A 19545-nucleotide genomic window follows, 5' to 3' on the forward strand; every position below is an offset into this window, starting at 1 on the left:
CCGCCGCCATGTCCCCCTCCCACGGAACGGCCCCTCCCGCCTGCAAGCTGCTGGTCGATGGCCTCACCAAGAGCTACGGATCGGTCGTCGCCCTGCAACCCACCCGCCTGGAGGTTCCGGCGGGCGAGTTCCTGACGCTGCTCGGCCCTTCCGGCTCGGGCAAGACCACGCTGCTGCAGATGATCTGCGGGCTGGTGGAGCCGAGCGGCGGGCGCATCCTGATCGACGGCCGCGACGAGACGCGGACGCCGGTCCACAAGCGCGACATCGGGCTGGTGTTCCAGCATTACGCCCTGTTCCCCCATCTGACGGTGGCGGAGAACATCGGCTTCCCCCTGCGCATGCGGGGGGTCGCCGCCTCCGACCTCGACCGCCGGGTGCGCGACGCGCTCGACATGGTCCATCTCGGCCATCTCGGCGACCGCTTCCCCAAGGAGCTGTCGGGCGGCCAGCAGCAGCGCGTGGCGCTGGCGCGCTGCTTCGTCTACCAACCCTCGGTCATCCTGATGGACGAACCGCTGGGTGCGCTGGACAAGAAGCTGCGCGAGCACATGCAGTACGAGATCAAGCGCCTGCACCGCGAAACCGGCGCCACCATCATCTACGTCACCCATGACCAGGAAGAGGCGCTGGCGATGTCCGACCGCATCTGCCTGATGAACCATGCGCGCATCGAGCAGATCGGCACCCCGCACGACATCTACGCCCGGCCGAAGACCGCCTTCGCCGCCGACTTCATCGGCGTGTCGAACATCTTCCGCGGCCGCGTCCAGCAGGACGAGGGCGGGGCGCCGATCCTGGTGACCGGCGGCGGCCGCTTCCGCCTGTCCGCCGCCACGACCGGCACCACCGATGCCGCCGGCAATGCCGTGATGACCGGCAACGGCGAGGTATCGCTGATCGTCCGTCCCGAACAGCTCGACCTGGAGGGCGAAGGCGACAACGAGGTGTCTGGCGAGGTGGTCGACACCGTCTATGCCGGGTCGGAAACCCGCGTGCTGGTGACGTTGAGCGACCGGTCCACCATCACCGTGCGGCTGCGGCGTGGCATGTCCCCGCCGCCGCTGGGCGACCGGGTCGCCGTGCGCTGGCGCAGCGAGGCCGGGGTGCTGGTGTCATGAGCGCCGCAATCCTGCATGGCTCCGCCGAGGGCGGCCTGAGGCAGCGGCTGCGCTTCGGCCCGCTGTGGCTGGCGGCGCCCGGCATCGCCTTCCTCGCCGTCTTCTTCCTCTATCCGGTCCTGCGGCTGCTGGGGCTCAGCATCCAGGATGCCGAAACCGGCGCCTGGACGGGGGAGCATTACGCCCGCATCGTCGACACCGGCGTCTATTTCCGCGTGCTGATGGGCACCTTCCGCATCGCCGGGCTGACGGCGCTGTTCTCGCTGCTGCTCGGCTATCCGCTCGCCTACTGGCTGGCGCAGCTGCCGGAGCGCCGGCGCGGCACCATGATCCTGGCGGTGATGGTGCCGTTCTGGACCAGCTATCTGGTGAAGACCTTCGCCTGGATGGTGATCCTGGGGCGAACCGGCGTCATCGGCGGCATCCTGTCGGCCGGCGGGCTGCCGGCGCCGGAGATGCTGCACAACGAGTTCGGCGTGATGGTCGGCATGGTCCACGCCATGCTGCCGCTGGCGGTGCTGACCATGCTGCCGGTGATGACCGGCATCGACCGCCGGCTGGTGCAGGCGGCGGAAACGCTGGGGGCCGCCCCCGGGCATGCCTTCTGGCTGGTCTATTTCCAGCTGTCGCTGCCGGGCGTCGCCGCGGCCGGGCTGCTGACCTTCATCTCGTCGCTGGGATTCTTCATCGTACCGGCCCTGCTGGGCGGACCGCAGCAGACCATGCTGGCGCAGCTCATCATCACCCAGATCCAGGAGATGCTGAACTGGGCCTTCGCCGGGGCGCTCGCCACCTTCATGCTGGCGGCGGCGCTGGTCACCTGCTGGGTCTATGACCGGGTCTTCGGCCTGTCGACCCTGTCGGGCGAGGGGGCACGGCGCGGCAAGGGCGGCGGCGCCATGCGCAAGGCCGGCCAGCGCATCCTGTCGGCGATGGCGGCACTGACCGCCGCCGCGGCGCGGGTGACCTCGCCGGTGCTGGGCGAGCGGGGCCACGACCGGCTGCCGGCGCTCTATTCGACGCTGGTGCTGGTCTTCCTGGTGGCGCCGGCCATCGTGGTGGTGCCGATCGCCTTCACCAGCTCGCCCTTCCTCGATTTCCCGCCACCGGGCTACAGCCTGAAATGGTTCGATGTCTATTTCGGCTCGGACCTGTGGCTGGGCGCGACGTTGCGCTCCTTCGGCGTCGCCTTCGCCACCGCCATCGTGGCGACGCTGGTGGCGGGGCTGGCCGCCCTGGCGCTGGCCCGGTCCACCTCGCGCTGGCGCGGCACCATCTTCGCCCTGTTCCTGGCGCCGATGATCGTCCCGCGCATCGTCATCGCCGTCGGGCTGTTCTACCTTTTCGCCCAGATCGGGCTGGTCGCCACCGACCTCGGCCTCGTCATCGGCCATACGGTGCTGGCCCTGCCCTTCGCCTTCGTCGCCATCGCCGCCGTGGTCAAGGGCCATGACTGGCGCCTGGACCAGGCGGCGGCGACGCTGGGCGCCAACCGGGTGCAGACGCTGTTGCGGGTGACGGTGCCGTTGATCCGCGGCGGTCTGGTGGCCGCCTTCCTGTTCGCCTTCATCACCTCCTTCGACGAGCTGACGGTCGCCATCTTCGTCAGCGGCGGGGTCAAGACCACGCTGCCCAAGCAGATGTGGGACGACATGATCCTGCAGCTGAACCCGACCCTGGCCGCGGTGTCGGTCGTCGTCTTCGTCATCGTCATGGCGCTCCTGCTGATCGCCGAACGGCTGCGCCGGTCCGGCCGCTGAGCCCCTTCCCGATTCCCCCCCGCTTCCCTTTGCCCGAGACTGTCCGACCATGTCCGATTTCGACACCGGGTTCGCCGGCCTGCTGACCCAGGCCGCGCGGACCGACGGCGAGCGTCCGTTCGCCCGCTACAACGGCATCCCGCTGACCGTCGGCACGCTCGACCGCCAGTCCGACAGCATGGCGGCGGAGCTTCGGCGGATGGGGCTGCTCCCCGGCGACCGCGTGGCGCTGATGCTGCGCAACAGCCCGGCGGTGCTGTCCACCCTGTTCGGCCTCGCCAAGGCCGGGCTGGTGTGGGTTCCGATCAACGCCCAGCAGCGCGGCGACGGGCTGCGCTACATCCTGGAGCATTCCGACCCCGCCGCCGTGCTGGCCGACGCCGACCTCGTCCCGGTCATCGCCGACTGCGGCGCCGACCTGTCGGGCAAGCCGCTGGTCGTGGCCGGCGCCGACGCCTCCGCGGCCTCCCTGCGGCTGGAACCGATGCTGGAGACCGACGCCCGCTTCGAGGGTGCGCGTCCCGGCCCCGACGACCTGTTCGCCATCATGTACACGTCGGGCACCACCGGCCGGCCGAAAGGCGCGCAGGTCACCCACCGCATGATGCGGCTGGCGGGCGAGGCGGTGGCCCGCGTGTCCGCCGCCCGCGACGGCGACGTGCTGTTCGTGTGGGAGCCGCTCTACCACATCGGCGGCGCCCAGATGATCGTGCTGCCGCTGATCCGCAAAGTGTCGCTGGCGATGGTCGACCGCTTCAGCGCCAGCCGCTTCTGGGATCAGGTGCGCGAATATGGCGCCACCCACATCCATTACCTGGGCGGCATCCTGCAAATCCTGCTGAAGCAGCCGCCATGCCCGCGCGACCGCGACCATCCGGTGCGGATCGCCTGGGGCGGCGGCTGCCCGAAGGAGACCTGGACGCCGTTCGAGGAACGGTTCGGCGTGCAGATCCGCGAATGCTACGGCATGACCGAGGCGTCGAGCATCACCACCTGCAACGACGAGGGCACGGTGGGCGCGGTCGGCCGGCCGATGCCCTGGTTCACCGTGGATCTGCTGGACGAGGCGGGATCCCCGGTTCCCCAGGGCGAGCGCGGCGAGATCGTGGTTCGCACCGGCCTGCCCGGCGCCCTGTTCGCCGGCTATTTCCGCAATCCGGAGGCGACGGCGCGGGCGCTGCGCGACGGCGCCATGCACACCGGCGACCTGGGCTCGCTCCTCCCGGACGGCACGCTGCTGTTCCACGGCCGGATGACCGACAGCATGCGCTGCAAGGGCGAGAACGTCTCCGCCTGGGAGATCGAGCACATCGCCGCCACCCATCCCGCCATCGAGGATTGTGCCGTCATCGGCGTGAAGGCAGAGATCGGCGAACAGGACATCAAGCTGTTCGTCAAGCCCAAGGCGGGGGCGACGGTGGATGTCCCGGCATTGTCCGACTGGCTCGGCCACCGGCTCGCCCCCTATCAGAACCCCCGCTACATCGCGCTTGTGGAGGAGTTCGAGCGCACGCCGAGCCAACGCATCATGAAGCACCGCCTGCCACCGGCCGTGCATGACAGCTGGGACCGGCAGGCGGTGGGATGAGGCCGGTCAGGCAGCGCGGATCTCCTCCAGGAACGCCCTGACCTCGCGCTTCAGCAATGTCGCCCGGTCCGCGAGCGTGTCGGCCGACCGCTTGGCCTCCTGGGTCGCATCGCCGGTTTCGCGTTCGGCGCGCTGGATGTCCAGCACGTTGCGCGAAACCTCGGTGGTGCCGGCCGCCGCCTGCTGGGCGTTGCGGCTGATCTCGGCGGTGGCAGCGCTCTGCTGCTCGACCGAGGAGGCCATCTCGGCGGTCGAACGGTCGATGTGGTCGACCTGCCCGATGATGCCGCGCATCGCCTCGACGGTGCGGCCGGACGCCGCCTTCACCGTGCCGATCTGCTGGCCGATCTGCTCGGTCATCGCATGGGTCTGGCTCGCCAGGTTCTTGACCTCGCTCGCCACCACGGCGAAGCCTTTCCCCGCTTCGCCGGCCCGCGCCGCCTCGATTGTGGCGTTCAGCGCCAGCAGGTTGGTCTGCGACGCCACCGCGTTGATCGACGCCACGATCTGGTCCACCTGTTCGATGGCGGTCGACAGCGCATCGAGGTGGGTGCGCGCCTGCTCGGCCCGTTCGGCGGTCGATTTCGACCGCTGGGCCGCCTGCGCGACGCGTACCGAAAGATCATGGATCGCCGTCGACATCTCCTCCGCCGCGGACGCGACGGTCTGGACATTCATCGAGGCCTGTTCGGAGGCGGAGGCGACGACGACGCATTCGCGCTCCACCTTCTCGACCGCGCCGGACACCTGGGCCGCCGTCGCCTGGAAGCCGGTGGCGGACTCGCTGACCTGATCGACGATGCGCCCGACGCTGGCCTCGAAGCGGGAGGCCAGATCCAGCATCGCGGCGCGCTTGTCGGCTGCAGCCCGCTCCGCCGCGTCGCGGTTCTCCCGCTCCATCTGGTGGGTGCGCAGGATGCTCGCCTTGAAGACCTCCAGGGTCCGCGCCATGCCGCCGATCTCGTCGCGCCGGCCGCGTTCAGGCACCTCGGCCGCCATGTCCTGCTCCGCCAGCCGCAGCATCACGCCATGGACGCGCGACAGCGGCCGCGTGACGCTGCGGGCGACCGCCCAGCCCAGCAGCAGGGCCAGCGCCGACAACCCGGCGACCACCAGCCCGAACACCGTCATCATGCCAAGGAAGGCCGAGCGCAGGTCGTCGGTGTAGACGCCGGTGCCGATGACCCAGTCCCATGGCTTGTAATGGATGGAATAGGCCAGCTTCTCGTAGGTCGGCCCCTTCGGATCGTTGGGCCGCGGCCATTCGTAGGTCACGAACTCCGGCACGGGGGTCAGGGCGCCCCGTACCGCCTCGCGGATGACGTAGACCCCGTTGCGGTCACGGATCTCGGCGCCGCTCTTGCCGATCAGGGCGGGGTTCGCATGCATGACGCTGATGATCTGCGAGGTCCAGATCCAGAGATACTCACCATCGGCGTAGCGCATGGCGCCGATCGCGGTCTTCGCGCGCTCCTTCGCGTCCTCCTCGCTCATCACGCCGTCCTGCGCCAGCTTGTGGAAGCGCGCGGCGATGGCACCGCCGCTTTCGGCGATGAAGCGGACGCTGTTCATCCGCTGCTCGACCAGCGCACGGTTGACGAAATGCCCGCCGACCGCCGCCACCAGGCCGGCGGCGATGATCGACAGCGACGCGAGAAATCCGATCCGCCACCGTAATGGCAGTTCCGAGAGGCGCATGATTCTATCTTCCCTGTTCCCGGCCCACTCGTGGGGACCGGCTGGACGTCACGGGACGCGGCCCGCACCGGCCACGATGCTGGTGACCGCTTCGACGACTCCGCCGTCCACGGAATGGACGCGGCTCACTTCATTGAATGCGGCGATCCGGGCATGGCTGACATGGCTGAAATGTTCCGCCGCCCGCAGGGCTGCGGCCTGCCCGTCCGCTGCATCGGCGACTGCAATGCGCAGCGTGACGGACACCTCGATAACCTCTACCATACTACCATCCTCCGAAAGGGTACAAATGGTCGCGGCGCACGCCTCCGACGTGTCGTCGGGGGCGTGCGCCGCAAGCCTGCCGCTCAGCCGCGCTCGACGCAGAGGGCGACACCCATGCCGCCGCCGATGCACAGGGTGGCAAGGCCCTTCTTCGCGTCGCGCCGGCCCATCTCATGCAACAGGCTGACCAGGATGCGGGCGCCCGACGCCCCGATGGGATGGCCGAGCGCGATGGCGCCGCCATTGACGTTGACCTTGGCGGCGTCCCAGCCCATGCCGGCATTGACCGCCAGCGCCTGGGCCGCGAACGCTTCGTTCGCCTCGATCAGATCCAGTTCGTCCACACCCCAGCCGGCCTTCTTGAGCGCCAGTTGCGAGGCAGGGATCGGGCCGCTGCCCATCAGCGCCGGATCGACCCCGGCGGTGGCCCAGGAGGCGATGCGGGCCAGCGGCGCGATGCCGCGGCGGGCGGCGTTCTCCGCGGTCATCAGCACCAGCGCGGCGGCGCCGTCGTTCAGGCCCGACGCATTGCCGGCGGTCACCGTACCGTCCTTGGCGAATGCCGGGCGCAGCTTGGCCAGCGCCTCGATGGTGGTGCCGTGCTTGGGATATTCGTCGACCTTGACGACGATATCGCCCTTGCGGCCCTTGATGGTGACGGGAACGATCTCGTCCTCGAAGCGGCCGGCCGTCTGCGCCGCCTCGGCCTTCTGCTGCGAGGCGAGCGCGAACAGATCCTGCTGTTCGCGGGAGAGGGTCCAGACACGGGCGACATTCTCGGCGGTGACGCCCATGTGGTAGCCGTGGAAGGCCTCCCACAGCCCGTCGCGGATCATGCTGTCCAGCATCTCGGCGGTGCCCATCTTGGTGCCGTTGCGCAGATGCATGAGGTGGGGCGACAGGCTCATGTTCTCCTGGCCGCCGACCACCATCACCTCGGCGTCGCCGGTGCGGATCGCCTGATAGCCGAGCGCCACCGAGCGCAGGCCCGAGCCGCAGACCTGGTTGATGCCGAAGGCGGTCTTCTCGACCGGGATGCCGGCGGCGACGGCGGCCTGGCGGGCCGGGTTCTGGCCCTGGCCGGCGGTCAGCACCTGGCCCAGGATGACTTCCGTCACCTCGGCGGCATCGGTGTGGGCGCGCGACAGCGCCTCGCGGATCACCGTGGCACCCAGCTCGTGGGCGGGAACGGCGGCCAACGCGCCGTTGAAGCTGCCGATGGCGGTGCGCGCCGCGCTGGCGATGACGATCTCGGTCATGGAGGACTCCTCCGGAACGGTGTTTCTTGAAGGATGGCAATTGGATGGCTGGGCCGCCGCGTCCGTCCGGTGGATCGCGGCGGCCGGCCGGTCAGACATCGAAGGTCACAGGTAGAGGCCGATGAGGAAGATGGGCAGCGTCAGGATCAGCGCCGTGGCGCAGTAGCCCATGATGTCGCGCACCCCCAGCCCGGCGATGGCCAGTGCCGGCAGCGCCCAGAAGGGTTGCGCCATGTTCATCCACTCCTCGCCATAGGCGATGGCCATCGCCGCCTTGCCGAGATCGACGCCGAGCTGCTGGGCCGCCGGCATGATGAAGGGACCCTGCACCACCCAATGGCCGCCGCCCGACGGAACCGCGAAGTTGATCAGGCCCGACGACAGGAAGGCGAGGACCGGGAAGGTTTCCTTGGTGGCGACGTCCACGAACCAGTTGGTGATCAGACCGCCCAGGCCGGAATGCTCCATCATGATTTGGATGCCGGCATAGAAGGGAAACTGGATCATGATCCCGGCCGTGCCGCGTGCCGCGTTGGCGACGGCGCGGGCGTAGGCCATCGGCGTGCCGTGCAGGATGACGCCGGCGATCAGCATGATCAGGTTGACGGTGTTGATGTTGAGGTCGAAGCCCTTGGCCCGGAAATACAGGAACAGGTAGACCAGACCGAAGGCGCCGACGACGAAGCCCAGGATGCGGCTTTCCTCCAGGCGCTCGGCCGGGCTGGCGTCGGGGCCGAGGACGCGGCGGGTCGACGCCTCCGGCTTCAGCAGCGCCGGGTCGACCGCCACCACCTCGCTCGCCTTCGGATGCATCATCCAGCAGATCAGCGGCAGGACGACGATGAGGGCCAGCGTGATGCCGATGTTGTAGCCGGTGAACAGGGTGTCGCCGATCGGGATCAGCCCGACCGTCTTCTCCATCGGGTTGCCCTTGGTCGCGGCGACCAGCGGCACCGAGCCGGAGAAGCCGCCATGCCACGTCATGAAGCCGATATAGGCCGAGGCGATCAGCAGCCGGTAGTCCGATTTCGGCACGCGGCGGGCCACCTCGCGGGCGAACATCGCGCCGACGACGAGGCCGAAGCCCCAGTTGACGATGTTGGTGACGGCGGCGGCGAAGCAGACCAGCATGACGCCCTGGGCCGGCGTCTTGGCGATGGAGGCCACCCGCCCCAGCACCTTGCGGATCGGTTCGGAGCTGGCCAGCGCATGGCCGGTGACCAGGACCAGCGCCATCTGCATCGAGAAGGCCAGCAGGTTCCAGAATCCGCCGCCCCACATCTGCACGAGGGCGACGGGGCCGCTCGGCGTCAGCCACCATGCCAGGGCGAAGGTGAGAACGGTCAGCAGGATGGCGAAGACCAGCGGGTCGGGCAGATAGCGGCTGACCAGCCAGGTCAGGGCGCGGGAAATCGGGGTGATCGGGTTGAAGCGGGCGCCGGCCTCCGGCGCCGGCGGGGGAGCAGTGGTGACGCTCATGGCAGGTCTCCGGCAAGGAGGGAGGCCGTCCGCGCCGTCGTACGGCGCGGCGGCCGGCCTCCCCGATGCTCAAAAAGGAACGTCGGACGGCGAGTATGGCCGGCTCAGCCGACGGGCATGACCGGCACGTCGGAGGGGACGATCAGCTCGGCGCCGGTCTGGGCCAGAACGTCGGCGACCGTGACACCGGGAGCGGTTTCCAGCAGCACCAGCCCCTTGTCGGTCGGCTCGATCACCGCGAGGTCGGTGACGATCAGGTCGACCCGCCGCACCGAGGTCAGCGGCAACTCGCAGCGCTTGACGATCTTGGGCGTGCCCTTGGCGCTGTGCTGCATGGCGACGATCACCCGCTTGGCGCCGGAAACCAGATCCATCGCCCCGCCCATGCCGGGCACCATCTTGCCGGGCACCATCCAGTTGGCGAGCCGGCCCTCCTCGTCGACCTGGAGGCCGCCGAGCACGGTGACATCCAGATGCCCGCCGCGGATCAACCCGAAGGACATGGCGCTGTCGAAGGACGCGGCCCCGGGGACGGCGCCGATCGGGCTGCCGCCGGCATCGCTCAAATCCTCGTTCTCCGCTCCCGGTTCGGGCACCGGCGCCATGCCGACGATACCGTTCTCCGACTGGAAGAACACGTTGACGCCGGCCGGCAGATGGGCGGCGACCATGGTGGGCAGGCCGATGCCGAGATTCACCAGGTTGCCCGCCCGCAGCTCCAGCGCGACGCGCTTGGCGATCAGGGTTTTCTCATCCATGGCGATGCTCCTTGGCGACCAGGCAGTCGACCAGCACATTCGGGGTGACGACGCTGTCGGGCGGGATGACGCCGACCGGCACGATGTCCTCGGCCTCGACGATCACCAATCCGGCGGCCATCGCCATCAGCGGATTGAAGTTGCGCGCCGTCAGCGCGTATTCGAGGTTGCCCAGATAGTCGGCCCGCTTGGCGGCGATCAGGGCGAAATCGGCCTTCAGCGCCTTTTCCAGCAGATAGACCGTGCCGTCCAGCTCGATGCGCTGCTTGCCCTCCTCGACCACGGTGCCGACGCCGGTGGGGGTCAGCACCCCGCCGAGGCCGAAGCCGCCGGCGCGCACCCGCTCGGCCAGCGTGCCCTGCGGCACCAGCTCCACCTCGGTCTCGCCGGCGATCATCTGGCGCTGGGTTTCGGGATTGGTGCCGATGTGGCTGGCGATCACCTTGCGCACCGCCTTGGCCGCGATCAGCCGGCCGATGCCGACCGCGGGGCGGGCGGTGTCGTTGGCGATGACCGTCAGGCCGCGCTTGCCCTGGCGGAGCAACTCGTCGATCAGGCGGGGCGGCGTGCCGACCCCCATGAATCCCCCGATCATCAGGACCGCGCCGTCGGGAATCATGGCGACGGTCTCTTCAAGCTTTCGCACTTTACTCATTCGACGTCTCCCTTGGACGTCGGGGAGCCGAGGGCCTGAGCCCGCCGGCAACCCCGCGGGCGCGGACCCGCCCGGAACCGGCGGTGGACCGGTGGGGCGGACACTCGCGCTCATTCTTGGTTTCGTGGCCTTGGTTTCGTAGCGCTGCGACCGGAGGGGCCGCGACATCCACGCCATCGCGGTGGATCGTCGGGGCCGGCCGGCCTACCCACACATACGCAAGGGGTATGCCAGAGGGGGGCACCGGGACCGGGTGGCCCGGAGCCTTGGTTTCCGCCGTGGAAGCCGGGCGAACAGACAGCAGGTCGGCCTGTTTCGCCCTGGCGGGTGCGCAACTTTGTGCGTGCTGCGCAAGATTTTGCGCAGCGGCCGGCGCCAGCGCCTCGCTCAGGAGATGCCGTATTCCTGCAGCTTGTAGAGCAGCGAGCGGCGGCTGATGCCGAGTTCCTGGGCCGTCCGCATCCGGTTGCCGTCGTTGCGGGCCAGCGCCTCGGCCACCACGCGGGCCTCGAACCGGCTGACCTGTTCGCGCAAACTGCCGCTGCCGGCGACGGGCTGGGCATCGGCCGCCCCGGCGGCCTCCCCGTCCTCCCCCGGCCGGCCGGCGATCTGTTCCGGCAGATCCTCGGCGACGATCATCGCGCCGGTGCTCATCACCACCGCCCGCTCCATGGCGTTGGACAGCTCTCGGATGTTGCCCGGCCAGCGATAGGCCAGCAGCCGCTCCATCGCCTGTTCGTCGATGCCGCCGACCTCGATCGCGTTCTCCGCCGCGAAGCGTTGCAGGAAATGGCTCGCCAGCAGCCGGACATCCTCCGGGCGGTCGCGCAGCGGCACCGTCCGCAGCGTCACGACGTTGAGGCGGAAATAGAGATCCTGCCGGAACAGACCCTGGCGCACCATCTCTTCCAGGTTGCGGTTGGTGGCGACGATGACGCGCACGTCGGTGCGCACCAGATCCGTGCCGCCGACCCGCTCGAACTCGCGCTCCTGAAGCACCCGCAACAGCTTGACCTGGAGGCCGGGGGAGATGTCGCCGATCTCGTCGAGGAACAGGGTGCCATGCTCGGCCTGTTCGAAGCGACCGCGGCGGCGGGCCTGCGCGCCGGTGAAGGCGCCCTTCTCATGGCCGAAGAACTCACTCTCCAGCAGCCCTTCCGGGACCGCGGCGCAGTTGACCTTGACGAAGGGGCCGGCGTTGCGCGGGCTGTTGTAGTGGATGGCCGCCGCCACCAGCTCCTTGCCGGTGCCGCTCTCGCCGGTCACCAGCACGGTCGCGTTGCTCTTGGCGACCTTGGCGATGGTCTGCAGCAGCTCGGTCATGCGCGGGCTGGCGGTGAGGATGCGGTCGGTACGGTAGCTGCTGGACAGCTCCCGATGCAGGGTGGCGATGTCGTCGCGCATCGTCCGCATCTGCAGCGCCCGCCCGACCAGCAGCAGGATTTCCGCGATGTCGAAGGGCTTGATGACATAGTCGAAGGCGCCGTCCCTGATCGCCTGCACCGCGGTTCCCACCTCGGCGAAGGCGGTCATCAGGATCACCGCGGTCGAGCGGTCGAGCTTGCGGATCTCCGCCAGCGCCTGCAGGCCGGTCATCCGCGGCATGCGGATGTCCATCAGCACCACGGCCGGCCGCTGCGCGGCGAAGGCGGCGACCGCCTCGACCCCGTCGGCGGCGGTGGCGACCGCCAGCCCCTCGCGCGACAGCACGGCGGCGAGCATCTGGCGGATGCCCTCGTCGTCATCCACCACCAGGGCCGTCGCGGCGGGAAGTCGGGTCGTCATGTTTCGGCCACCGGGCTGTGAAGGAAGGGGATGCGCAGGGTCACCGTGGTGCCGGTCCCGGGCGTGCTGGCGATGGCGATGGTGCCGTGATGGGCATCGACGATCCGGTGCGCCATCGCCAGCCCCAGCCCGGTCCCGTTGGGCTTGGTCGAGAAGAAGGGATCGAACACCTTGTCGACATTCTCCGGCGCGATGCCTTCGCCGTCGTCGCTGACGGCGATCACCGCCTCCCGCCCGTCCGGCACCGCGGTGGAAATGGCGATGATGCCGGTATCCGGCGTCGCCTGGATTGCGTTGATGATCAGGTTGAGCACGACCTGCTTCAGCGCCTCGCCATCGGCCTCCACCTGCGGCAGGTCGGCGGCGAGGTCGAGCGCGATCCTGGCGTTCGACTTGCGCCCGGCCAGCAGCGACACCTCGCGGATCAGGTCGTTCAGCTGCACCGGCCGGATCGTCGGCGGCCGGGGGCGGCCGAACTCCAGCAGTTCGGTGACGAGCCGGTTCAGGCTGTCGACCTGCCGCACGATCAGCGGCGCATAACGCTGCCATTCCTTGACGTCGTCGGACGTCTCCAGGAACTGCATGAAGCCGCGGATCGAGGTCAACGGGTTGCGCACCTCGTGGGCGAGGCCGGCGACCAGCTCGCCCAGCGCCGCCAGCCGGTCGGCCCGCATGATCTGCGTCCGCAGCCGCCGCTGTTCGGTCAGATCCTTCAGCACCACCACGGCGCCGATGGCCTCGCTCCGGCTGTTGCGCAGCAGGCTGCTGGACACGTTGAGATGCAGGGTCTGGCGGGTGCCGGGAAAGTCCAGCGTCACCCCGACATGCGGCTGCCCGGTCTTCAGCGTGTCCAGCAGCGGGCTGGCGAACTGTCCGTCCGGCTTGAACAGCTTATCGTACGGCCTGCCGATAACCTCGGCGGCCGTCACCCCGACCATCGCCTCCGCCGCCGGATTGACGGCGGTGACCTGCCCCGCCCGGTCCACGGCGATCACCCCGTCGGCGATGCTGTGCAGGATGTTCTCGGTCAGCGACCGGGCGTCCAGCAGGGCGCGCGCCATGCCGTTGACCTCGACAGCGATCTCGCCGACCTCGCCCGGCGGCGGCAGGATGGCATGGCCGAGGTCGCTCCGCATGCGGAGCAGCCCGTCAATGATCCGCCGGATGTCACGGCCGACCCCGCGCGACAGCAGATGCGTCAACAGGAGGCCGAGCAGGATGCCGGCAATGCTGACCGTCAGCACCGCCCGGTCCATCGCCGCGGCCTGGCGCTCGACGTCGTCCGACAGCTCGTTGGCCCAGATATAGCCGATCACGCCGCCGTCGCGGATGATCGGCAGCATCGCGTTGAGGATGAAGCCGCGCACCTGCCGGCCGCTCTCCACCGCCTGCCGGCCGCTTTCCAGCACGCGCCAGCCGGGATGGTCGGGCGGGATGCTGGTGCCGACGGTGGCGCTGTAGTCCCGGCTCGGCCCATAGGTGATGATGGCGTCGAGCGCCTTGCTGTAATAGCCGACCCCCACCCCCGGATTGGCCCCGGCGACGAGGTCGGTGAAGGGCGTCAATCGCTCCGACAGCGCCCGGATCGCGGTGTCCCGGCCGGCGGCCGCGATCCCCGTTCCGGCCGGCAGCCCGTCGAAACCCCCATCGAAGCCGGGACCGAGATGCGCATCCAGCAGCCGGGTCAGCCCGAACAGCTTCTCGGTCTTTTCCCGGACCAGCGCCTGGCGCCCTTCCCGCTCCAGCAGGTAGCCGGTCAACGAGATCGGCAGGACGACCACCGCCAGGGAAACCAGGAGCAGCTTGCCGCGCAGGCTGTTCGGCAGACAGCAGCGAAGCCAGTTCCGAAACCAGTCCAGGGGCCGCATGACGCCCACTCCTCCCGGAAGGGCGTGATTTGCCCGCCCGCTTGCGCGGCGATAGCAGATTTGCCGGCACTGCGGGAGGCCCAAGCTGCGCAGGGCAGCCACGGCAATTCCATAAGAGCCGGCCGGTCCGGGCGCCGACAGGATCAGGCCGATGCGGCGGCGCGCTCCAGCCGGGCCGGAATGCCCTGGCGCACCGCGGTTCCGGCGACCGGGTCCACCCACACCGCACCACCCGGGCGGGTCGGATCGGCGATGCCGAGATCGTTCAGGTTCAGGCCCGCCCCGATCTCCTCCATCCGTGGCTGGTGCCGGTCGCCGATGCGGTGCGCCCGCGCGCCGTATTCGCGGTGGCCGAAGCCGTGCTCCACCGCCAGCACCCCCGGCATGACGCCATGGCGGACGATGGCGGTGGCCGTCGCCTCGCCGCCGGGGGTGGCGAGGCGGATGCGGTCGCCGGTCTCGATGCCCAGGCGGCGGGCATCCTCCGCGTTGATGCCGACCGGGTTGTCCGGATGCAGGTGGCGCAGGCGGCTGGCGGCGATGGTGTAGGCGCTGATCAGCACCGACTTGGAGCTGACCAGCTGGAACGGCCAATCCGCCGGCTTGTAGACCTCTGCGACCGGCGTGCCGTCGGCGAACAGCGCCGGCATCCACGCCGCGGTTCCCGGCCAGCGCCGCCCGGTGATGCTGCTGCGCGAGGTGCCGACCGTCTCGTTGTAGATCTGGAGCGGCTTGGCGAAGCGGTGGGTCGCACGGTCGCCCTCGAACCCCTCCGCCTGGTTCTGGTAGCGTCCGCCGCGCGCCAGGATGAAGGCGACCTTGCGCCATTCCTCCGGCTTCAGCATCGCCCGCAACTCCGGCAGCAGCCGCCCGACGCCGGAAAAGGCGATGTCCTCGTCGGTGGCATCGGACACCGGCTGCTTGCCCGCCCAGGCGATGTTGGCGCCCGCCCGCAGATGCCAGTCCGCGGCGGTTTCCAGCGGATGGCGGTTGCCCTCCATGTCCTCGATGGCGTCGCGCCCGAAGCCGGGCAGGCCAAGCCGCTTGGCGACGGCGATCAGGAAGGGTTCGAGCTGGATGTGCTGCCCGTCCGGCAGGGTATCGGTGCGCGGGGTCAGCACCGGCCAGCGCGCCGTCGTCATCCTGGTCGGCACGCCCCCCCAGGCCGAGGTCCAGCCCCAGGTCTCGTACAGCACCGTGTCGGGCACGATGTAGTCGGCATAGGCCGAGGTCTCGTTGATGAAAGGGTCGATGGCGACGACCAGCGGCAGCACCTTCGGATCGGCCAGCCGGGTCAGGAAGCGATGGCCGCCGGGAATGCCGTAGACCGGATTGGCGTTCCACAGCAGCAGCGCCTTCACCGGATAGGGATAGCCCTCCGCGATGCCTCCCGACATCCATTCGGTGGTCAGGCCGGGGGCGGTCGGATACCAGGGGGCCGCCGCCGGATAGGGCCGGCCGGCCGCCTTGCCGGCCTTGAACTCCGCCGTCTTCTCGTACGGCACGTTGCGGCCGAGCGGCACGCCCGCCGGCTTGACCTTGCCGGGGAAGCTGGCGAGCTTGTAGCGCGGGCCGTCGCCGTCCGGCGGGAAGCGCCCGCCGCCGACGATGGTGCCGCCCTTCCAGTTCAGGTTGCCCAGCAGCGTGTTGATGGTGACGACCGCGAAGGCGTTGTAGAAGCCGCTGCCCGACATCATGCCGCCATGCGCGTTGACCGCGGCCTTCTTGCCATGGCTGGTCAGCTCGCGCGCCAGCCCGGCGATGATTTCGGCCGGCACCCCGCAGATCCCGGCGCAGGCGGCGAGATCCCGCGTCATCGCCTCCTCGCGCAGCAGGGTCAGGGCGGTCTTCACCGCCACCTCGCCGCCGGGGGTGGCGATGGACCCCGCATGGAACAGGGTGGCCGGTCCGGCCAGCGCATCATGGGCGGCCGGCTGGCCGCCGGCCGGGTCGAGCACGATGAAGGCGTCGCGCTCGCCATAGCGGTCCGCCTCCGCCAGCACGCCCCATCCCATGTCGGAGGCGCGCAGCATCCGCCCCTCGCGCGGGTGGCCCTTCTGGACCACCACCAGATGGGTGGCGTTGCACCATCCGGCCTCCCCCGCCGCCTCGGCCGCCTTGCCGTTGGGCTGGACAAGATAGTTGGTGTCGATCCGCCCGTTCTCGAACATCCAGCGGACGATGCCCATGGCGAAGGCGCCGTCGGTGCCCGGCCGGATCGGGATCCAGTCGGCGCGGTCGCCGGCCGCCGCCGCCTTGGCGTTGGTGAGGACCGGATCGACGACGACATAGTCCAGCACGCCATCGGTGCGCGCCTTGGACAGCAGGGTCGCCTGCCGCTTGAACGGGTTGCCGGCATTGGATGGGGCGGTGCCGATGAAGACGACGAACTCGGCGTTCGCGATGTCGGGCTTGGCGTGCGGCTGGGCCTTGGTGTCGCCGAACACGGCGCCGGATCCGGCCCGATAGGCGCCGCCGCAATAGGAGCCGTGGCCGACATAGTTGATGCTGCCGTAGGACTGCTGGTGGAACCGCTGCACCAGCGCTTCCCGGCCGTCCGGCACGCCGGAGATCAGGGCGACCTGATTGGCCTTCGGCCCCAGCTCCGGCGCCGCCGGATCGATCGGGGTCTTGAGGTCGCGCAGGGCGCGCAGCCCCTCCACCGCCCCCTCGCCGAACAGGTCGCCGCCTTCGCACACCTCCTGCACCAGCTGCTCGAAGGAAATCGGCAGCCATTCGCCCGACCCGCGCGGTCCCACCCGCTTCAGCGGCGTGGTGACGCGGAAGGGAGAGGTCACATTCTCCAGCACCGCGTTGCCGCGCCCGCAGGCGGTGGACCGCCCGGCCAGCCCCTGCTCGTGGAAGCGGGACAGCGCCCGGAAGCTCTCCTTGACCGGCGTGCCGTAGGACAGGAAGGGATCGGTCGACATCGGGCTGTAGGGGTTGCCGGCCACCCGCAGCACGCGGTTGGTCGCGGTGTCCACCCGCACCCGCACGCCGCAGAGCGTGGTGCAGCCGATGCAGCCGGTATAGGCCACGATCTGGCCGGGCGTGGGAACGACGTCGCCTCTGGTCGGATCGACGTTGAATTCCGGAGGCAGGGCGTCGCCGGACAGGGCGCTTGCCGGATGGTCCCCGGCCCAGGCCCCGCGGGCGAGCTTGCGCCCGGTTTCGGAAAAGCCGGCGGCGAAGGCGGCCAGCGCGCCACCTGCGGCGGTGGTCTTCAGGAGAAGGCGACGGTTGATCGACATGATGCGTCTCCGGTCACTCGGCTGTTCATTCGGCCGCGGCGGGCGTGGGGAAGGCGGGAGCGGAGTCCGTCGGCCGTGACGGCGATGGCGTCGGCGACGGCGTCGGCAGGACCGCGGTGATGAGGATCAGCAGGAACAGCCACAACCCGGCCGACCCGAGGATGCCCATCACCCCGTCCGGCCCCGCCGGCAGCGTGTAGTCGTAGAAACCGGCCCCGGTCTTCGGCACCGTCTGGCCGCCGATGAACACCGTCCAGCGGAACATCCAGGCGCTGTGCAGCGCGATCAGCCCGGTCAGCAGCCCGCTGCCCGCCGGACGGACGATCGCGATGACGAGGGGCACCAGCGTCGCCGCCACCGCCCATGCCGCCGTAACCCGCCATGCCTCCGACCCGGCAACGCTGGCCAGCGCCCGCGCATGCCAGGGGTCGAGCGCGAAGAGGCCGAGCGCCAGCCACAACGCGCCGGCGGCCGTCACGCCGCCCAGGACGAGCGCCAGCAGGCGGTTCGCCCGCACCTCCACCTCCCGGTCGTTGCCGCCGGCGAAGCGGTTCAGCACCAGCACCAGCCCGGCAGCCCCGGCCAGCGCCGTCAGCAGGAACTGCACCGGCAGCAAGGGCGTGTGCCACAGTGGCCGTGCCTTCACCACCATCACCTCCGACCCGGTGTAGAGCGCCACGAGCGCGGCCCCGGCCAGGGCGGCGAGGCCGGTGATGCGGATCAGCCGGTCGTCCCGCCCGCCGCCCAGCGCGGCCAGCCGGTAGAGCGGAGCCAGCCGGCTGTCCACCCGGCCATGCGCCTGCAACTCCTCGCGCAGGCAGGCCCAGCCATAGGCCAGCAGGCCGCCGAGATAGACCGGGATGAAGACCGATCCCCACCACATCCAGGAGGACGGGCGCAGCACCACGTAGAAATGCCAGAAGCGGCCGGGCTGGTGCAGGTCGGCCAGCAAGGCCACCGGCGCAGTCAGCCCGCAGGTCAGCGCCACCAGCAGCGCCACGCGGCCCAGCCTGCGCCACGCGTCGCGCGCGAAGGCATAGCCGGGCAGGCTCAGCAGCAGGCCGCCGACCGACAGGCCGATCAGGAAGAAATACTGCACGGCCCAGGGAAGCCACGCGACCTCGCGGGTCACGTTGATGACCTCGACGATGTTGGTGTCCATCATGCGGACTCCTTGTCTGCGTGGGATCGCGCATGCGGCACGTCGCTGGGGCGCCACAGCGTCGGCGTTCCGTCGACCTTGCCGGCAAAGGCCGGCTGGAGGCCGATGTAGAAGACGCGCGGCTGGGTGCCCTGTTCGGGCTTCAGCACCTTGGGCACCCGGTCGGGCGCCCTGTCGAACGCAGGGTCGGACGCAGGGCCGCGCACCAGCACCGACACCGTGCTGTGCGGGTCGTTCAGGTCGCCGAAGATGCGGGCGCCGCCGACACAGGTCTCGACGCAGGCGGGCAGCAGCCCGGCATCCACCCGGTGGACGCAGAAGGTGCATTTGTCCGCGGTCTGGGTGTCGTGGTTGATGAAGCGCGCATCGTAGGGGCAGGCCTGGACGCAATAGGCGCAGCCGACGCAAACCGTGTTGTCCACCACCACGATGCCGTCCCGCCGCTGGAAGGTGGCACCGGTCGGGCAGACCGGGATGCAGGGCGGATCCTCGCAATGGTTGCACAGGCGCGGCAGCATGTAGGTGCCGGACGCCCCCTGTTCCGTCACCTCGTAGGTCGAGACGATGGTGCGGAAGCTGTTGTCGGGAACCGCGTTCTCCATGATGCAGGACACCGTGCAGGCCTGGCAGCCGACGCATTTGCGCACATCCACCACCATGCCCCAGCGATGCGCCGGATCGCCCCCCTTGCGCGCCTGGCCGGTGTCGGAGGCGGCGGCCGGCGCCGGGGCCAGCGTCGCCGCGCCGATGGCGGCCGCCCCCGCTCCCAGGCAGAAGTTGCGTCGTGATCGGTCCATGGCAGGCCCCTTCGCACGGAAATCCCGCCCATGGGTGTCCCCATCGGGCGTTCTGTCCGCGATGCTACCGGGGACCGGCCTGCCGGCCCATTGCGGTACC

The 19545-nt window shown here is 69.9% G+C and carries 14 protein-coding genes; 3 read left to right on the forward strand and 11 right to left on the reverse strand.

What is annotated here, in order from left to right; all coding sequences use genetic code 11:
* The first annotated feature begins 8 nt into the window (after positions 1–8).
* The 3 genes from ABMY26_RS28305 to ABMY26_RS28315 are packed head-to-tail and all read left to right on the forward strand — an operon-like array spanning position 9 to position 4469.
* Positions 9–1121, forward strand: coding sequence for an ABC transporter ATP-binding protein (locus tag ABMY26_RS28305; RefSeq protein WP_372399512.1), 1113 nt, complete (start codon positions 9–11; stop codon positions 1119–1121).
* Positions 1118–2881, forward strand: a complete 1764-nt coding sequence (locus tag ABMY26_RS28310; RefSeq protein WP_372399513.1) for an ABC transporter permease subunit — start codon at positions 1118–1120, stop codon at positions 2879–2881. The genes ABMY26_RS28305 and ABMY26_RS28310 overlap by 4 nt, the downstream gene beginning before the upstream one ends.
* 49 nt (positions 2882–2930) lie before the next feature.
* On the forward strand, positions 2931–4469 hold the full coding sequence (locus ABMY26_RS28315) for an AMP-binding protein (RefSeq protein WP_372399514.1): 1539 nt from the start codon (positions 2931–2933) through the stop codon (positions 4467–4469).
* A 6-nt stretch (positions 4470–4475) separates the two neighbouring features.
* Here ABMY26_RS28315 and ABMY26_RS28320 read toward each other — a convergent pair whose 3' ends face one another.
* From ABMY26_RS28320 to dsrO, 11 genes are all read right to left on the reverse strand, one after another.
* Positions 4476–6167, reverse strand: a complete 1692-nt coding sequence (locus ABMY26_RS28320) for a methyl-accepting chemotaxis protein (protein WP_372399515.1) — start codon at positions 6165–6167, stop codon at positions 4476–4478.
* 48 nt (positions 6168–6215) lie between these two features.
* Positions 6216–6431, reverse strand: coding sequence for a hypothetical protein (locus ABMY26_RS28325; RefSeq protein ID WP_372399516.1), 216 nt, complete (start codon positions 6429–6431; stop codon positions 6216–6218).
* Between the two features lie 83 nt (positions 6432–6514).
* Complete coding sequence (locus ABMY26_RS28330) at positions 6515–7690, reverse strand: acetyl-CoA C-acetyltransferase (protein WP_372399517.1); 1176 nt, start codon at positions 7688–7690, stop codon at positions 6515–6517.
* Between the two features lie 105 nt (positions 7691–7795).
* Positions 7796–9169, reverse strand: a complete 1374-nt coding sequence (locus ABMY26_RS28335; RefSeq protein WP_372399519.1) for a TIGR00366 family protein — start codon at positions 9167–9169, stop codon at positions 7796–7798.
* Positions 9170–9273: 104 nt separating this feature from the next.
* Positions 9274–9927 (reverse strand): 3-oxoacid CoA-transferase subunit B, encoded by a 654-nt coding sequence (locus ABMY26_RS28340; protein WP_372399520.1) that lies wholly within the window; start codon positions 9925–9927, stop codon positions 9274–9276.
* Positions 9920–10582, reverse strand: coding sequence for a CoA transferase subunit A (locus ABMY26_RS28345; RefSeq protein ID WP_045584300.1), 663 nt, complete (start codon positions 10580–10582; stop codon positions 9920–9922). The genes ABMY26_RS28340 and ABMY26_RS28345 overlap by 8 nt, the downstream gene beginning before the upstream one ends.
* Before the next feature lie 387 nt (positions 10583–10969).
* Positions 10970–12367, reverse strand: a complete 1398-nt coding sequence (atoC, locus tag ABMY26_RS28350; protein ID WP_372399521.1) for an acetoacetate metabolism transcriptional regulator AtoC — start codon at positions 12365–12367, stop codon at positions 10970–10972.
* The gene (gene atoS / locus ABMY26_RS28355) at positions 12364–14235 is read right to left on the reverse strand and encodes a two-component system sensor histidine kinase AtoS (RefSeq protein WP_372399522.1); all 1872 of its coding nucleotides are present in this window, start codon (positions 14233–14235) and stop codon (positions 12364–12366) included. The genes atoC and atoS overlap by 4 nt, the downstream gene beginning before the upstream one ends.
* A gap of 143 nt (positions 14236–14378) precedes the next feature.
* Positions 14379–17486 carry a molybdopterin dinucleotide binding domain-containing protein gene (locus ABMY26_RS28360; protein WP_372399523.1) on the reverse strand — a complete coding sequence of 1036 codons (3108 nt, stop codon included), beginning with the start codon at positions 17484–17486 and terminating at the stop codon, positions 14379–14381.
* 25 nt (positions 17487–17511) lie between these two features.
* Positions 17512–18651, reverse strand: coding sequence for an NrfD/PsrC family molybdoenzyme membrane anchor subunit (gene nrfD, locus ABMY26_RS28365; RefSeq protein WP_372399524.1), 1140 nt, complete (start codon positions 18649–18651; stop codon positions 17512–17514).
* Complete coding sequence (gene dsrO, locus ABMY26_RS28370) at positions 18648–19445, reverse strand: sulfate reduction electron transfer complex DsrMKJOP subunit DsrO (RefSeq protein ID WP_372399525.1); 798 nt, start codon at positions 19443–19445, stop codon at positions 18648–18650. The genes nrfD and dsrO overlap by 4 nt, the downstream gene beginning before the upstream one ends.
* Positions 19446–19545 lie beyond the last annotated feature (100 nt).

The sequence above is a fragment of the Azospirillum sp. HJ39 genome (assembly GCF_041507355.1).
Lineage (GTDB): Bacteria > Pseudomonadota > Alphaproteobacteria > Azospirillales > Azospirillaceae > Azospirillum > Azospirillum thiophilum.

Coding starts and splice junctions, on each gene's coding strand:
- ABMY26_RS28345 (WP_045584300.1), bottom strand. CDS start 10,582: ATGAGTAAAGTGCGAAAGCTTGAAGAGACCGTCGCCATGATTCCCGAC.
- ABMY26_RS28325 (WP_372399516.1), bottom strand. CDS start 6,431: ATGGTAGAGGTTATCGAGGTGTCCGTCACGCTGCGCATTGCAGTCGCC.
- ABMY26_RS28335 (WP_372399519.1), bottom strand. CDS start 9,169: ATGAGCGTCACCACTGCTCCCCCGCCGGCGCCGGAGGCCGGCGCCCGC.
- ABMY26_RS28340 (WP_372399520.1), bottom strand. CDS start 9,927: ATGGATGAGAAAACCCTGATCGCCAAGCGCGTCGCGCTGGAGCTGCGG.
- nrfD (WP_372399524.1), bottom strand. CDS start 18,651: ATGATGGACACCAACATCGTCGAGGTCATCAACGTGACCCGCGAGGTC.
- atoS (WP_372399522.1), bottom strand. CDS start 14,235: ATGCGGCCCCTGGACTGGTTTCGGAACTGGCTTCGCTGCTGTCTGCCG.
- dsrO (WP_372399525.1), bottom strand. CDS start 19,445: ATGGACCGATCACGACGCAACTTCTGCCTGGGAGCGGGGGCGGCCGCC.
- ABMY26_RS28305 (WP_372399512.1), top strand. CDS start 9: ATGTCCCCCTCCCACGGAACGGCCCCTCCCGCCTGCAAGCTGCTGGTC.
- ABMY26_RS28310 (WP_372399513.1), top strand. CDS start 1,118: ATGAGCGCCGCAATCCTGCATGGCTCCGCCGAGGGCGGCCTGAGGCAG.
- ABMY26_RS28330 (WP_372399517.1), bottom strand. CDS start 7,690: ATGACCGAGATCGTCATCGCCAGCGCGGCGCGCACCGCCATCGGCAGC.
- ABMY26_RS28320 (WP_372399515.1), bottom strand. CDS start 6,167: ATGCGCCTCTCGGAACTGCCATTACGGTGGCGGATCGGATTTCTCGCG.
- ABMY26_RS28315 (WP_372399514.1), top strand. CDS start 2,931: ATGTCCGATTTCGACACCGGGTTCGCCGGCCTGCTGACCCAGGCCGCG.
- ABMY26_RS28360 (WP_372399523.1), bottom strand. CDS start 17,486: ATGTCGATCAACCGTCGCCTTCTCCTGAAGACCACCGCCGCAGGTGGC.
- atoC (WP_372399521.1), bottom strand. CDS start 12,367: ATGACGACCCGACTTCCCGCCGCGACGGCCCTGGTGGTGGATGACGAC.